The following is a 13,773-nucleotide window of genomic DNA, read 5'->3' as shown; positions in this document are numbered from 1 at the left end:
CGGGGCGGTCGGCAGGCTCGGCCCATGAGCACCGAGTCCGAGTCCGAGTACGAGTCCGAGTACGGGTCCACCGCAGCGGCATCCGACGTGGCGGCACGGGCCGGCTCCGACGGCCCCCCGGCGCATCTCCTGCTCACCGTCACCATGGTGCTGTGGGGCTGTGCCTTCGCCTCCTCCAAGGTCGTCGTCGGCCAGGTCCCGCACTCCGTCGCCGCGTTCCTCCGGTTCGGCGGCGGCGCGCTGGCCCTGCTGGTCGCCCTCAGGCTGTCCGGCGACCGGCGGACGCGGCCAGGATGGCGGGAGCGCGGGCGGGCCGCGCTCGCCGGGGTGCTCGGCGTCTTCCTCTACAACATCTGCTTCTTCTGGGGCCTGTCCCTGGCGCCCGCCATGGACGGCAGCCTGATCATCCCCGTGCTGAGCCCGGTGCTCACCTCGGCCGTCGTGCTGCTGACCGGACGGGAGACGGCGTCCGCGGGACGGGTGGCCGGACTCGCGCTGGGGCTCGCGGGCGCGGCGGTGTTCTTCCTCGGCGCGGGAGGCGCGGGCGGCGCGGCAGGCGGCGGATCGGGCCGGCTCGCCGGTGACCTGCTGTTCCTCGCGGCGGCGGCCTGCTGGGCGGCGTTCACCCTGCTGGGGCCGCGGGTCCTGGCGGGCATCGAGCCGCTGCGGGCGACCACGTACGCGACCGTGTCCGGTGCGCTGCTGCTCGGGGTGTACTCCGCCCCCGACTGGGCCGGCACCCACTGGTCCGCGACCGGCCCCGGCACATGGCTGAACGTCGTCTTGCTGGCCCTCGGCCCGGCGGCCCTCGCCAACCTGCTCTACTACCGGGGCGTCAAGGCGGTCGGCCCGGCGTCCGCCTCGCTGATGATGTTCCTCGTACCCGCCGTCGGCACGCTGTGCGCCGCCGTCTTCCTCGGGGAGTCCTTCACGGGCACCCAGTCGGCGGGCGCCGGGATCCTGGTGGCGGGAGCGGCCCTGGCCGCCGCGCGCGGGCGGCGCGCGACGGCCAGGACATGAGCGTGAACGTCAGTGGGCACGCACCTCGTACGCGGCGACCGTCACCGACTCGTCGTCCAGGCACTGCCCGGTGATCAGGTCGAACCGCTGCTTCAGCAGGGGCGAGGCGACGAACGGCCGGCCCCGGTCGGTGCCGGTCAGCCCGCGGGAGAGGACCGCCGCGCCGACGAACGGGTCGCGGTTGTCGATGCCGTACAACTGGCCGTTCCGGTCACGGAACAGGGCGACCTGGCGGCCGTCCGGCAGCAGCGCTGCCACACCGCGGCCGGGGGTCAGCGTGTTGAGGTCGCAGACCGTGAACCACTCGTCGGTCTCGGCGTCGAGCTGGAGCTGGACCTTCAGGTCGGTGGTCTCGGGTGCCAGGGTCATCGCTGGGCGCTTCCTTCCAGAATGTCTTCGGTGGGGCGCATGCCGATGGAGAGCAGCGGCAGGTCGGGCTTCATCTGGTCACGTTCGGGGACGAAGCCGACGACCGGGTCGGGGGTGTCCGGGGCGTTCACGAAGGACACGAACCGGGCCAGCTTCTCGGGGTCGTTGATGGTCTCGGCCCACTCGTCGCGGTAGTTGCCGACGTGCGCGGCCATCAGCGCCTCCAGTTCCGCGCAGATGCCGAGCGAGTCGTGCACCACCACGTCCCGTACGTGGTCCAGGCCGCCCGGGATCCGCTCCAGCCAGGTCGAGGTGCGTTCCAGGCGGTCGGCGGTGCGGATGTAGAACATCAGGAACCGGTCGATCAGACGGACCAGTTCGGCGTCGGACAGGTCCTGGGCCAGCAGGTCCGCGTGGCGCGGGGTCGCGCCGCCGTTGCCGCCGACGTACAGGTTCCAGCCGTTGGAGGTGGCGATCACGCCGAAGTCCTTCGACTGGGCCTCCGCGCACTCGCGGGCGCAACCCGACACGGCGGACTTCAGCTTGTGCGGGGAGCGCAGCCCCCGGTAGCGCAGCTCCAGGTCGATCGCCATCCGGACCGAGTCCTGCACGCCGTAGCGGCACCAGGTCTGCCCCACGCAGGACTTCACCGTGCGCAGTGACTTGCCGTAGGCGTGGCCCGACTCGAAACCGGCGTCCACCAGCCGCGCCCAGATCAGCGGGAGCTGCTCGACGCGGGCGCCGAACATGTCGATCCGCTGACCGCCGGTGATCTTCGTGTAGAGGCCGAAGTCCCGCGCGATCTCACCGATCACGATCAGCTTCTCCGGGGCGATCTCACCGCCGGGGATGCGCGGCACGACCGAGTACGAGCCGTTCTTCTGCAGGTTGGCGAGGAAGTGGTCGTTGCTGTCCTGCAGGGCCGCCTGCTCGCCGTCCAGGACGTAGCCGCTCGCGCCGATCGCCGGGGCGAGGGAGGCGATGATCGAGGCCACCGCCGGCTTGCACACCTCGCAGCCGTCACCGCCGCGGGCGCCGTCACGGCCGTACCGGTCGAGCAGGTCCTGGTACGAGGTGACGCGCAGGGCGAGGACGATCTCGTACAGCTCCTCGCGGGTCTGGGAGAAGCAGCCGCACAGGCCCTTGTCGACCTCGACGCCGCTCGCCTCCAGCTCGGCGGTGACGAGCTGGCCCAGCACCTTCACGCAACTGCCGCAGCCTGTGCCGGCCTTGGTGCACTTCTTCACCTCGGGCACGGTGGTGCACCGGTGCTCGGTGACCGCGCCGCGGATCGTGCCCTTGCTGACGTTGTGGCAGGAGCAGACGACCGCCTCGTCCGGGAGGGCGGACGGGCCGAGTTGGGCGCCGCCGCCTGAGCCGGCGGGCAGTACCAGGGACTCCGGCGCGATCGGCGGCACCGATCCGGTCAGCGCGCGCAGCGTGCCGTACGCGTCCGCGTCACCGACCAGGATGCCGCCGAGCAGCGTGCCGTCCCGGCCGATGACCAGCTTCTTGTACAGGCCGGCCCGGGAGTCGGAGTAGACGACGTCCAGGCAGTCCTCGGTGCTGCCGTGCGCGTCACCGAAGGAGGCCACGTCCACACCGAGCAGCTTCAGCTTGGTGGACAGGTCGGCGCCGGTGAACGCCGCCTCGTCCTCGGCGATGGTCGCAGCAGCCGTCTCGGCCTGCTCGTACCCCGGCGCCACCAGGCCGTACACCCGGCCGTCGGAGGCCAGCGCGCACTCGCCGATCGCGAACACGTGCGGGTCGGAGACCGTACGGCACTGCTCGTCCACCGTGATGCCGCCACGCTCGCCGACCGCCAGTCCGCAGTCGCGGGCCAGCTGGTCGCGGGGGCGGACTCCGGCGCTGAACACCACCATGTCGGCAGCGAGTTCGGAACCGTCGGACAGCTTCATGCCGGTGACCGCACCGGAGTCGTCGACGACGATCTCCTGCGTGCCCACCCCGGTGTGCACGGTCAGGCCCATGTCCTCGATGGTGCGCAGCAGCGCGGCGCCACCGCCGTCGTCGACCTGGACGGGCATCAGGCGCGGCGCGAACTCCACGATGTGGGAGGTGAGTCCGAGACCCTTCAGCGCACCGGCCGCCTCGAGACCGAGCAGACCACCGCCGACCACGGCGCCCACCTGGGCCCTCTTCTTCGCGTACGCCTCGATCGCGAGCAGGTCCTCGATCGTGCGGTAGACGAAACAGCCCTCGGCGTCCTTGTTCGGGACCGGCGGCACGAAGGGGTAGGAGCCGGTGGCGAGCACTAGGGTGTCGTACGCGAAGACCCGACCGGACCTGGCCGTGACCTTCATCGCCTCCCGGTCGATGGACTCCGCGGGGTCGCCCACGTACAGCTCGATACCGTGGTCGTTGATGAACTCCATGTCCGTCATGGACAGTTCCTCGGGCGTCTTCCCCGAGAAGTACGAGGTGAGCTGTACGCGGTCGTACGCCGGACGGGGCTCCTCGCAGAGCACTACCACTCGGTGCGTGGCGGTCAGGCCGCGCTCGGCGAGCGCTTCGAGGAAGCGCTGGCCGACCATGCCGTGGCCGACGAGCACGATCGTGGGGTTCGCCCCCGGGGTGGCGGTCATCAGGAGCCTCCATCGTTGGTGAGCAGGTGGAGCAGGGGGCCGCCGTCCGTGGGGAGCGGCTCTGCTCCCTCCCAGGCGCGGGCGAGCGCGCCGACGGTGCCGAGTTCGCCGACCAGGACCCCGCCGACCAGGCGGTCGTCGCGGACGACGACCTTGCGGTAGGTGCCCCGGGTCGCGTCGGCGAGCTGCACGACGTCGTCGCCGGGGAGCGGCTCGGGCTCCCCGAAGGCGGCGAGGTCGAAGGGGGAGTCCGGGCCGGTCAGGGTCAGCCGGGTCAGGGAACGGGTGCCGGTGTAGCGGGCGTCGGTGCGCCCGGCGAGCAACTCGGCCAGCGCCTCGGCCTGTTCCAGGGCGGGCGTGGCGAGGCCGTACACCGTGCCGTCGTGCTGCGCGCAGTCGCCGACCGCGTGGATGTGCGGGTCCGAGGTGCGCAGTTCGTCGTCGACCAGGATGCCCTTGTGGACGGCGAGTCCGGCGTCCTCGGCGAGACCGGTGCGCGGGTGCACCCCGCAGGCCAGGACCACGAGGTCGGCGCCGAGGGCGTAGCCGTCGGCCATCTCCACCGAGCGGACCGCGCCGGCGACCGAGCGCACGTCCCGCACCCGGCACTCGGTGTGCACCTCGACACCAAGGTCCTCCAGATGGCGCCGGACGAGCTTGGAGGCGGTCGGGTCGAGCTGGCGCTCCATCAGCCGCTCGCCCTGCTGGGCGAGGACGACCTGCGCGCCGCGCACCGCCAGGGCCCGCGCGGCGGACACCCCGAGCAGCCCGCCCCCGACGACGACCGCCCGCACACCCGGCCGGACCGCCTTGGACAGGGCCAGGCAGTCGTCCATGGTGCGGAACGCGTGCACGCCCTCGGGGGGTTCGTGGTCCGGGGTGAACAGGCCGCGCAGCGGCGGGAGTACGGGGTTGGAGCCGGTGGCCAGGACCAGCGTGCCGTAGGCGATCACCGAGCCGTCCGCGCACCGCAGCCGACGCGCCGCGCGGTCGATGCCGACGACCCGGGTGCGCACCATGCCGTCGGGCGCCGGGAGCGCGATCACCTCGGGGGCGTAACGGCCGGCCAGCACCTCGGCGAGCAGCACCCGGTTGTACGGGCGGTGCTCCTCCTCGCCGACCAGCAGCGCGGGCGTGCCGAGCTCACCGAGCCGCCGGGCGAGCCGTACGCCCGCGAGGCCGGCGCCGATCACCACCACACGCGTATTCGAGGTCATGTGGTCGAGCGTGCGGTGTGGACGTTACCCGGCCGCATCGCACCTGTTTCCCGTGAGGAACGCTGCCCTCAGCGAGGGCGGGGAGGGGGTGTGAGGGCCTTGGCGGAGGCCCGGGGAGGGATTGTGAGGTGGGGCGGAAGGTGGGGCTGACCGAACCGTCGGGTTCCGTGCAGGCACCATCGTGCACGACGGACGCGGGCGGCAGCCTGGAGGGACCGGATCACCGCAGCTCACCGTCAGGGGGAAGCACATGGACAGCACCTCGACCCTCATCAGCCGGGACACGGCCGTACTGGTCCGGCGGATCGTCCGCGAGCCCTTCACGGCCGGCACCTGGCGGCGGGCCGGCTACGCGCTGCTCGCCCCGCCGGTCGGTGTGGTGTGCGTCCCGCTGGCGCTGCTGGGAGCCCCGACGGGACGGTGGCAGCGGGCGCTGGTGCGGCGCTTCCTGGGCACCGACCTGCCCCCGGCCACCCGGACCGGCGGGCTGCTGCACGCGCTGGCCGCGACACCGCTCAACCTCCTCGCCGCGTTCGTCACGGTGTACGGCTGGTCGCTGGTCCCCATGAACCTCGGCTGGCCGCTGCGCGCCGGCTCGGACTACTCCGACGCCTGGGGCGGACCGACCTTCGCCGGGGCGTGGGCGTTCCACGCGGTCATCGGGGGTGTCGGGTTCGGGCTGCTGATGCCGTGGCTGGGGCGGGGCCTGGCCGCTCTCCAGATCCGCGTCGCCAAGTCGCTCCTCCCCTAGGCAAGTCACTCCTCCCCTAGGTTGGCCCCATGCCCGAGCCGATGCCCGAGCGCCTCCGTTCCCGCGCCGTCGCCACCTTCGGCCCGCGCGCCCTGGCCGCGCTGCTGTACGCGATCCTCTCCTTCCCGCTCGCGCTCGTCGGGTGCTGGCTGACCCTGGTCGGGCTGCTGTTCGGCGGGCTGCTGTCGGTGACGACGCTCGGACTGTGGCTGGTGGCGGGGACGGTGCGCGGGGCTCTGGCACTGGGAGCGCTGCAACGGACGCTGGCCCGGTGGCTGCTGGCGGTGGAGATCGAGGCGCCGGTGCTGCCCGCGGGGGAAGGGGCGCCGGCGTGGCGGCGGGCCGTACTGCGGGACCGGGCGGGGTGGCGGGCCGTCGGCTGTGCCGTGTTGACTCCCTTCACAGCGGTTCTGGCGTACGTGGCCGCCTGCGTCGGATACGTCTACGGCACCCTGTTCGCCCTGCACCCGCTGGTCGCCCGCTGGAACCAGCACACGGTTCACGAGCCCGACGGCACGGTACGCCATGTGTCACTGGAGTTCTTCGGCCACCAGCTCGACACCTGGCCGCTGTGGTTGATCCCGTTCACAGCGGGACTGCTGTTGCTGGCCGTCGCCCCGTACCTCCTGCGGCACGCCCTGCGACCCCACCGCGCCGTGCTGGCCGCGCTGCTAGGTCCCGACGCCGCCGACCGCCGCATCCGCACTCTGGAGGAGACCCGCGCACACGCCGTCGAGGACGCCGCCGCCACCCTGCGCCGTATCGAACGCGACCTGCACGACGGCACCCAGGCCCGTCTGGTCGGCCTCGCCATGCACCTCACCGTGATCCGTGAACTGATCGCCGCCGGCGCCGCCCCCGACCGGGTCCTGGCCGTCGTCGACACCGCACAGGGCAACGCCACCCAGGCCATCGCCGACCTCCGCCACCTGGTCAAGGGCATCCACCCGCCCGTGCTCGACAAGGGTCTGCCCGCTGCCCTCGCCACCCTCGCCGCCGACAGCGTCCTGCCCGTCACCCTCACCACCGCCGTCGACGACCGGCCCAGCCCCGCCCTCGAGTCCATCGCCTACTTCTGCGCCGCCGAACTCCTCGCCAACGCCGTCAAGCACAGCGGGGCGAGCGGTGTCACCGTCGACGTCACCACCCGCGGAAGGCTGCTCCGCCTGCGGGTCACCGACGACGGCCGCGGCGGCGCCGTGATCGGCGGCGGCTCCGGCCTCACCGGTCTGCTGGCCCGCGTCCGCACCGTCGACGGTGCGCTGACCAGTGACAGCCCGCCCGGAGGGCCTACGGTGGTCACCGTCGAACTGCCCATGTGACGGCGACACCGTTTCGCCGGGGCCGGTCCAGAGGAGGGGCATGCGCGTCGTCATCGCCGAGGACTCGGCCCTGCTGCGTGACGGGCTCGTACAACTGCTCGGGTTGCGCCAGGTGGAGGTCGCCGCGGCCGTCAGGGACGCCGAGGCGCTGCTGACGGCCGTCGCCGAGCACGCCCCGGACGTCGCCGTCATCGACATCCGGCTGCCGCCCACCCAGACCGACGAGGGGGTTCGGGCCGCCCTCCGGCTGCGCGCCGAGCACCCGGGCACCGGCATCCTGCTCTTCTCCCAGTACGTGGAGACGACGTACGCGACCCGGCTGCTCGGCGATCCGGCGGGTTTCGGCTACCTGCTCAAGGAACGAGTCGTCGACATCGACGAGTTCGTCGGCGCGCTGGAACGGGTCGCGGGCGGTGGCACCGCGCTCGACCCCGAAGTGGTCGCCCAGCTCTTCGGCGCGAGCCGCCGGACCACGGCCCTCGACACGCTCACGCGCCGCGAACGCGAGGTGCTCGCCCTGATGGCCGAGGGCCGCACCAACCAGGCCATCGCCGCCGCCTTCACCGTCTCCGACCGCGCCGTCGAGAAGCACATCGCCAACATCTTCGCCAAGCTCGGCCTGCCCCCCTCGGAGACCGGACACCGGCGGGTGCTGGCGGTGCTGCGTCATCTGGAGAGCGCACGGGGGCCTGGGCCCACGCCCCGGTCCTGACGGCTCCCCGAGGCCCTGACCGATACGCACCGCGAACTGACAGCTGTCCGTCACGTCCGGCGGCCGGACGGGCGTCACGCCTGCCGGCTCCCCGTCAGATGGGCGAACACGACCACGTTGCCCTGGTACCCGGTCAGCTTGGAGTAGCCCCCGCCGCAGGTGATCACCCGTAGTTCGGGGCGCTTCGCCGGGCCGTACACCTTCTTGTCGGGGAAGTCGCGCGCCGAGTAGACCTCCACCGCGTCCACGGTGAACACCGCCACGCTCCCGTCCTGCCGGTCGACCTCGATCGCGGCGCCGCGCCGGAGACCGCCGAGATCGTAGAAGACGGCGGGGCCCTCCGTGTTGTCGACGTGCCCGGCGACGATGGCGGTGCCCCGCTCGCCCGGGGTGATGCCCGCCTCGTACCAGCCGGCGAGGTTCTTGTTCCCCGCGGGCGGCACGTCCAGGCTGCCCGAACTCGTCAGGCCCAGCCCCATCAGCGGGGCGTTCACACGGATCGCGGGGATACGGATCCGGGTGGGCGGCGAGGGCGCCAGCGCGGGTGACTCGAGCCGCTCCTCGGCCGGCTCGGGGCGGCCCTCGGCGGCGGACGGCTGCGGCGGGGCGTGCGTCGCGGAGCCGCCGCCCAGCAGCCACACTCCGGAGCCCAGGGCGACCACGGTGACGGCGGCTATGGCGGTGTCACCGATCCTGCGCATGCGAACCCTTCCCGGAGCGGGGCCCCTTCCCAAGGCCGGGCCCCTTCGTGGAGCTGAACCCGTTCCCCTCCGGGCCGCGAGGGGCATCGGACCCGGAGGGGACGGGAGTTGCGGTACCAGTGGACGGACAGCGGAGGGTGTCCGTCAGATCCCGTCGCCTCTCGCCCGGCGATGCAGGAGCCAGGTACCGCCCGCGGCGGCGACGGCCAGAGCCGCCACACCCGCCGTGGTATGCACGGGGTCGGGCCCGAGTGCGCCACCGACCCCCGTCTTCACACTTCCGCGCGGCTCCACCTGCTCGCGCGCCGCCGCCCCCGCCGTCGTCAACGTCACCACCAGGTCGCCCGTCACCCGCTTGTCGCCCTCCGCGCACCGCGCGACGATCTCGTACGTCCCCGGCTGCGCGCTCGGCGGCACCCGGAACTCCCCGGATGCCTCACCCTGGTGCGCGCCGGGCGCCAGCGTGAACGTCCCGGCGCCCACCGCGGTGGCGTCACCGGCCGCCGTGCCCCTGCCCGGGCAGACCGCCGTCTTCACCGTGACCGTGTCACCGGGTACCACGCCGGCCGGGGACACCTGCAGGCCGCCGCTGCCGCTGCCGTCCGCGCGCGCGGGCGCGGTGGCCAGACCGGCGGCGGTGACGGCGAGCGCGGTACCGGTCAGCAGACGGGCGGTGCGACGCATGGTGCTCCTCGAGCTCGTCCGACTCGTTGACGTGCTCTTCCGAGGTAAGTGGCACATCGCCGCGCGCGCTTGTCGAGCGGATGCCGGGGATGGGATGAACGGGTGTCCCCGCCCGGCCCGTCAGACGGTGTTCGACCAGGTCAAGGCCGGGCGAGTGGCCCGGCGGAAGAGCACCCGAACGGCCGGGCGGGCCGGGTGAACGTTCTTCCTCGGTCAGGGGCGGGGCGGCACCGGAGTGCGGTGGGCATCGACTCCACCTCCTGCCGGGCCCGTCTGCACGCGGCAGGCGCCCGACACCTGCCGCCGCGGGACTCCCCGATGCACGCCGCACAGCAGTCGCGATCTGCGACATCACTTCGGCAAGCCCGGCGGCGGCCTTCTCAGCTCGGGCCTACTTTCATTCCTCCGCGCGAGATTGGAATACTGATCGGCGTCGTGTCGTGGGTATGGGCACCGTCCGGGGGGAGCCGGGTGAATTTATGGCATGCCGCCACCCTTGGTGCTGCAGGCGGAGGACTGGCGACACTCATCGACCTCTACCGGCAGACCGTGGCGTGGCGCGAGGCCTGCAGGGCGCACGCAGTCGACCCCGGCTCCTCGCCGCCGCCCGCCTTCCTCGGGGGGTCGTACCAGCGGTCCGATCTCCTGGTAGCCGTTCAGCAGGTGATGCTCGGCGCCGTTGCCGGAGTACTGTTCGGCGGGTCGGGACAGGTCGACGGCACTTACGCTGTCCTCGTGGTCGGCATCACGGCCCCGAGCCTGCTGTTGCAGCTCGTCAATGGCGTGCCCCCCGGTGCGCCCCCGTCCGACGCACCGGGCGCCCAAGTCACGACTCCCGGGCTGAATAGCCCGCCAGTCGCTTTCCCCCATGCCGCAGGTACCGGCAGTCAGGTTCCGGCGTCCTCCCCGCCGTTGAGCCCACCCCCGCAGAGACCAGCCGACGGTGGGACGGCTGATGTCCTCTGACGGCCTGTTCCACCGGTACCTGCGCGCCGTGTACGACTACAAGGCCTTACGCAGCAGGGCCATCGGCCACCAGATGTCGGGCGCCGTCGGAGACGTGGCGGGCCTGGACACCGAAGTCAGGAACGAACTGCCTTCGGCGACGTCGGCCTTGTCCTCGGGTGCGTACCGCGTGCTGCCCTTCACCTGCCTCGACGAGACATTCCCGTCGGCCGTCCGAACGCAGGGAAAACTCACCCTGTTCCGACCGGACTTCGGGGAGGCTCTTACCCGCGCGTTTCTCACCAGGATCTTCTCCGAACAAGCGGCTCCTTTGGTGCCGTCGTTCGGTGTGCGGCTCGACGACGTCATCGATCACAGTCTCCACGCCGCGGCCCTGCGCCGCCGACGCGACCGGATTCTGACCGCCTTCGCGCTCATCACCGGCTGGGCCTTCCTCCCCGGAGCGCTCGTCTGGATCGTCGGGCTCGTCCTGCGCGGCGCCCTCTCCCGGGCGGGGGCCACCATCGCGGGCCGTCTGCTGCCCTTCACCCTCGTCGCTGCGGCGGCCTGCCTACTCGTCGCTGCCCCCACTCGGCGAACCGGACCAGTCTGCTGGTACGCCGCAGCCGCTCTCGTGGTTCCCGCCGTCGGCTGGCTGCTGAGCAGGCATGTTGCGCTCCGTACAGCAGATGCTCTCCGGTCCTCGGCGCTAGCCGCTCTCGGCGATCACCCTGGGGCTTTGAACCCGGGTGATGCCGGACACGAGCAGGTCGGCTCCCGTCGGATTGCCGAACTGCAAGCCCAGCAGCGGGGCAACATGCTCTTCGCGAGCGATGACAGCAGGGAGCAGGTTTTCGGGATCGGGCGCAAATGGGGCCAGTGGACGATGGTGACACCACTGGTCCCTGCACCAGGCCGGTCTGGCATGGCTTTCCATAACTTTGATTTCGCGGAGGCCTTGGAGCGGTCCTTCGGAACGCCGCAGGACCGCGGCGGCGATGCGCCCGAGGCCGTGGTGCGGCACGTCGCGGTGTTTCCCGGAACGCCTCAGGGGCGTCCGCTCACCCGCCCCACCGGCCCCGAGTACGACGGATACGGGATCTCGGCATCCGCGCTGCGGTCGATCTGTGGGGTGGGGCATGTGCCCGGCGATCCTCGACATGCCGTCTGTGTCCAGCAGTTCCTGCATGACGGCCAGATCCTGTCGACGTTCCTGGTCTCCTCGGTCCTCGAAGGGGCGACGCTGCACGTGATCGTCCGGGCGTATGCGCTGGGTCCGCTTTCCGCGGTCCTCAATCGCAGCCCTCGGCGAGTCTGGGGCCAGGTCTTGCGTGCTGCCCGCCACTGGCAGACGGAATCACCCATTGACGACGCCGAACTCGTCCGCTTGCTGGCCCGCGCGCCCTTCTCCTTGCTCTCAGCGCGTCTACTGGACTGGCTGGGAGGCCGCCTCGTCCTGCCCGAGCCCTTCGGCCTGCGATCTGCGGCCGCCCAGCATCCCTTCACTCAAGGCTCCTTCGCCGACGACATTCTGCGAGGTGCCTCACCGGTGCTCCGGCAGGTGCATGCGGCAGTCGTCGGCTTCCTGGGCGAGCACGAGATGGATGTCGCCGGGCTCACGCCGCCGGATGTGTCGTTCACCGCCACGGACGGTGGGACTCCCGCCATGAGCGATCTCGCTGAGTGGCGTTCGTGATCACGGCTGCCACGGTTCCGCGTACGACTCCAGGCACAGGACGGTGACGAGGGCGGCGGCATCCGGACCCTACCGCGGCAACCGCAGCGCCAGCCCGTCGAGGACGACCTCCAGCCCGTACCGGAACTTGGCCTCGCGGATCTCGGCGGGATCCTGGGCCGAGGCGGCGTCGGCGGCGGAGGAGTCGGCGAGGTGGTCATGTCCGGCCGCGGCCTGCTGGGCGGCGGCAGCAGCCGCGCGACGAAGGCGGCCTCGGTCTCCCCGGAACGGGCCGCAGGCCGGCACCGCCCTCGGCATCGCGATCCTCGGCTCCCTGCTCTCTAGCGGCTACGCGAACCGGATGCCCGCCGACGCCCCCGCCGCGGCCCGCCAGTCCATGGCCGGCGCGTCCATGACGGCCGACCCTGCCCTCCTGCACACGGCCCGCGAGGCCTTCACCGCCTCGGTGTCGACCACCTTCACCCTCAGCGCGGCGGGCGTGCTCGCGGCGGCGGTCCTGGCCACCCTGGTGATGCGCGACGCCAAGCCGGAGCAGCCGGCCGAGCCCCTCGCCCGGGAGCCGGAACTGGTCGCCTGACCGGGGGAGCGTCACCTGAGAGGGCCGGTGCCCGACCAGGCACCGGCCCTCTCAGGTGCACGCTTACGCCTCCTCAAGCGCGGCGGCCAACCGGGAGACGGCCGTCAGGTCCGGCGCACTGCCCAAGGAGGCGACGACCTGCTTGCTCGCGAACTCGCGCTGCGCGGCGGTCACGGTCGGGTCGATGGCGCACTCGGCCTGGACACGGATGTAGTTGAGGGCCGTCGCGAAAAGCATCGAGAAGGACTCCGGTCCCGTGATGGTGGCGCGGCCTCCGGCGCTGCGATAGGCCCGCGCCAGTCGCCGGGCTGCATCCAGGTTCGCCCGATGGCCACCCGACCATACGTAGACGGCACGTGCGAACTCCCGTTCCGCCGAGATGGGCCCGGTGTTGTCCCAGTCGAGGAGGACCGGCCCGTCGGGGCCGACCAGAACGTTCTGGGGCTGCAGGTCGAGATGCGACGTCACCAGATCACCGGGACCGGACGCGGTCACCCACCGCGCCAGCTCCGCCGCGGACGTGCCGATGAACCGGCCCAGCGCGCCCGACCACGGCACGCCGGCCTGACGCACCCTCTGGTGCAGGTCTTTCCAGTCGGTGTCCTGTGGGCACTGCTCGTACCAGGAGTCCGGTGTCTGGCTCGCGCCCTCTCCCGCGGTGTGCAGCAGTGCCATGGTGCGGCCGAACCAGTCCAGGATGCCCGGGTCGGCTGCATCCGCCGCCGTGCCGTCGACCCAGTCGTACAGCTTCACGTAGGACCCGCCCGAAGAGGCGGTGAGCTGTGAGACATGTGTGCCGTGGCAATTGGGGATGAGCCGTGGCGACGCGACACCCAGGCCCTCCATGGCATTCCGTAATGCGGCCTCCCTGCGGACCTGTTCCTCGTCGCAGCCGAAGAGGAGTTCCTTCACCGCCCACGAGGAGCCGTTCCCGGACAGCTTCCAGATCTGCCCCAACGCGCCCCGGGCGACGGGTGCCATGGTCCACGGCCCGCTGCCGAGTTCGTAGGTCTCCGCTATGAAGTCGACTGCGTCGTGCATTCAGATACCTCTCCGGATGCTGATGGCCGACCGTGACCATTGCACGCTGGCCTCGGGGTGCAGCAACTCATTATTCGATGAGCTTCGGTGGCCGACAGGGGCCGACGACCCGCCGGGCAGGCGGCCTCAGCG

13 protein-coding genes are annotated in these 13,773 nt (G+C 72.0%); 6 read left to right on the top strand and 7 right to left on the bottom strand.

Annotated elements, in window-relative coordinates; genetic code table 11:
* The first annotated feature begins 24 nt into the window (after nucleotides 1-24).
* Complete coding sequence (locus ACFYZQ_RS03850) at nucleotides 25-1,020, top strand: DMT family transporter (protein ID WP_389141244.1); 996 nt, start codon at nucleotides 25-27, stop codon at nucleotides 1,018-1,020.
* Between the two features lie 9 nt (nucleotides 1,021-1,029).
* Here the strand turns inward: ACFYZQ_RS03850 and nirD are convergent, their stop codons facing one another.
* Genes nirD through ACFYZQ_RS03835 form a run of 3 tightly spaced genes read right to left on the bottom strand, consistent with a single transcriptional unit; the run spans nucleotide 1,030 to nucleotide 5,212 of the window.
* A complete protein-coding gene (gene nirD, locus ACFYZQ_RS03845) occupies nucleotides 1,030-1,389 on the bottom strand; it encodes a nitrite reductase small subunit NirD (RefSeq protein WP_389141242.1) in 360 nt (119 codons plus the stop codon).
* On the bottom strand, nucleotides 1,386-3,995 hold the full coding sequence (nirB, locus tag ACFYZQ_RS03840) for a nitrite reductase large subunit NirB (RefSeq protein WP_389141240.1): 2,610 nt from the start codon (nucleotides 3,993-3,995) through the stop codon (nucleotides 1,386-1,388). Before nirB ends, nirD begins: the two co-directional genes overlap by 4 nt.
* Nucleotides 3,995-5,212, bottom strand: coding sequence for an NAD(P)/FAD-dependent oxidoreductase (locus tag ACFYZQ_RS03835; RefSeq protein WP_389141238.1), 1,218 nt, complete (start codon nucleotides 5,210-5,212; stop codon nucleotides 3,995-3,997). The genes nirB and ACFYZQ_RS03835 overlap by 1 nt, the downstream gene beginning before the upstream one ends.
* 250 nt (nucleotides 5,213-5,462) lie before the next feature.
* Here ACFYZQ_RS03835 and ACFYZQ_RS03830 point away from each other — a divergent pair, with 250 nt between their 5' ends.
* The 3 genes from ACFYZQ_RS03830 to ACFYZQ_RS03820 are packed head-to-tail and all read left to right on the top strand — an operon-like array spanning nucleotide 5,463 to nucleotide 7,997.
* A complete protein-coding gene (locus ACFYZQ_RS03830) occupies nucleotides 5,463-5,963 on the top strand; it encodes a hypothetical protein (protein WP_389141236.1) in 501 nt (166 codons plus the stop codon).
* A 29-nt stretch (nucleotides 5,964-5,992) separates the two neighbouring features.
* Nucleotides 5,993-7,285 carry a sensor histidine kinase gene (locus ACFYZQ_RS03825; RefSeq protein ID WP_389141234.1) on the top strand — a complete coding sequence of 431 codons (1,293 nt, stop codon included), beginning with the start codon at nucleotides 5,993-5,995 and terminating at the stop codon, nucleotides 7,283-7,285.
* 40 nt (nucleotides 7,286-7,325) lie between these two features.
* Entirely contained in the window at nucleotides 7,326-7,997 is a 672-nt protein-coding gene (locus tag ACFYZQ_RS03820; protein ID WP_389141232.1) for a response regulator transcription factor, read from the top strand.
* Between the two features lie 74 nt (nucleotides 7,998-8,071).
* Here ACFYZQ_RS03820 and ACFYZQ_RS03815 read toward each other — a convergent pair whose 3' ends face one another.
* Together ACFYZQ_RS03815 and ACFYZQ_RS03810 are read right to left on the bottom strand one after the other, a co-directional pair.
* Nucleotides 8,072-8,698, bottom strand: coding sequence for a class F sortase (locus tag ACFYZQ_RS03815; RefSeq protein WP_389141230.1), 627 nt, complete (start codon nucleotides 8,696-8,698; stop codon nucleotides 8,072-8,074).
* 144 nt (nucleotides 8,699-8,842) lie between these two features.
* Entirely contained in the window at nucleotides 8,843-9,382 is a 540-nt protein-coding gene (locus ACFYZQ_RS03810; RefSeq protein ID WP_389141228.1) for a hypothetical protein, read from the bottom strand.
* Between the two features lie 955 nt (nucleotides 9,383-10,337).
* Between ACFYZQ_RS03810 and ACFYZQ_RS03805 the strand changes: the two genes are divergently transcribed.
* On the top strand, nucleotides 10,338-12,023 hold the full coding sequence (locus ACFYZQ_RS03805) for a hypothetical protein (RefSeq protein ID WP_389141226.1): 1,686 nt from the start codon (nucleotides 10,338-10,340) through the stop codon (nucleotides 12,021-12,023).
* Between the two features lie 69 nt (nucleotides 12,024-12,092).
* On the opposite strand, the gene ACFYZQ_RS03800 is transcribed toward ACFYZQ_RS03805, so the two are convergent.
* Entirely contained in the window at nucleotides 12,093-12,320 is a 228-nt protein-coding gene (locus tag ACFYZQ_RS03800; RefSeq protein WP_389141224.1) for a hypothetical protein, read from the bottom strand.
* Nucleotides 12,321-12,363: 43 nt separating this feature from the next.
* Here ACFYZQ_RS03800 and ACFYZQ_RS03795 point away from each other — a divergent pair, with 43 nt between their 5' ends.
* Nucleotides 12,364-12,600 (top strand): hypothetical protein, encoded by a 237-nt coding sequence (locus ACFYZQ_RS03795; protein ID WP_389141222.1) that lies wholly within the window; start codon nucleotides 12,364-12,366, stop codon nucleotides 12,598-12,600.
* A gap of 63 nt (nucleotides 12,601-12,663) precedes the next feature.
* On the opposite strand, the gene ACFYZQ_RS03790 is transcribed toward ACFYZQ_RS03795, so the two are convergent.
* Nucleotides 12,664-13,641, bottom strand: a complete 978-nt coding sequence (locus ACFYZQ_RS03790; protein WP_389141220.1) for a phosphotransferase — start codon at nucleotides 13,639-13,641, stop codon at nucleotides 12,664-12,666.
* Nucleotides 13,642-13,773: the final 132 nt, after the last annotated feature.

The sequence above is a fragment of the Streptomyces sp. NPDC001843 genome, from assembly GCF_042891955.1.
In the GTDB taxonomy this organism is placed as follows: Bacteria; Actinomycetota; Actinomycetes; order Streptomycetales; family Streptomycetaceae; genus Streptomyces.
Note: the sequence above shows the minus strand (reverse complement) of the source record. Positions and strands in the feature narration are given on the sequence as shown.

What these genes read in the sequence shown, in the direction of transcription:
- ACFYZQ_RS03850 (WP_389141244.1), top strand. Translation starts at nt 25, where the DNA reads ATGAGCACCGAGTCCGAGTCCGAGTACGAGTCCGAGTACGGGTCCACC.
- nirD (WP_389141242.1), bottom strand. Translation starts at nt 1,389, where the DNA reads ATGACCCTGGCACCCGAGACCACCGACCTGAAGGTCCAGCTCCAGCTC.
- nirB (WP_389141240.1), bottom strand. Translation starts at nt 3,995, where the DNA reads ATGACCGCCACCCCGGGGGCGAACCCCACGATCGTGCTCGTCGGCCAC.
- ACFYZQ_RS03835 (WP_389141238.1), bottom strand. Translation starts at nt 5,212, where the DNA reads ATGACCTCGAATACGCGTGTGGTGGTGATCGGCGCCGGCCTCGCGGGC.
- ACFYZQ_RS03830 (WP_389141236.1), top strand. Translation starts at nt 5,463, where the DNA reads ATGGACAGCACCTCGACCCTCATCAGCCGGGACACGGCCGTACTGGTC.
- ACFYZQ_RS03825 (WP_389141234.1), top strand. Translation starts at nt 5,993, where the DNA reads ATGCCCGAGCCGATGCCCGAGCGCCTCCGTTCCCGCGCCGTCGCCACC.
- ACFYZQ_RS03820 (WP_389141232.1), top strand. Translation starts at nt 7,326, where the DNA reads ATGCGCGTCGTCATCGCCGAGGACTCGGCCCTGCTGCGTGACGGGCTC.
- ACFYZQ_RS03815 (WP_389141230.1), bottom strand. Translation starts at nt 8,698, where the DNA reads ATGCGCAGGATCGGTGACACCGCCATAGCCGCCGTCACCGTGGTCGCC.
- ACFYZQ_RS03810 (WP_389141228.1), bottom strand. Translation starts at nt 9,382, where the DNA reads ATGCGTCGCACCGCCCGTCTGCTGACCGGTACCGCGCTCGCCGTCACC.
- ACFYZQ_RS03805 (WP_389141226.1), top strand. Translation starts at nt 10,338, where the DNA reads ATGTCCTCTGACGGCCTGTTCCACCGGTACCTGCGCGCCGTGTACGAC.
- ACFYZQ_RS03800 (WP_389141224.1), bottom strand. Translation starts at nt 12,320, where the DNA reads ATGCCGAGGGCGGTGCCGGCCTGCGGCCCGTTCCGGGGAGACCGAGGC.
- ACFYZQ_RS03795 (WP_389141222.1), top strand. Translation starts at nt 12,364, where the DNA reads ATGCCCGCCGACGCCCCCGCCGCGGCCCGCCAGTCCATGGCCGGCGCG.
- ACFYZQ_RS03790 (WP_389141220.1), bottom strand. Translation starts at nt 13,641, where the DNA reads ATGCACGACGCAGTCGACTTCATAGCGGAGACCTACGAACTCGGCAGC.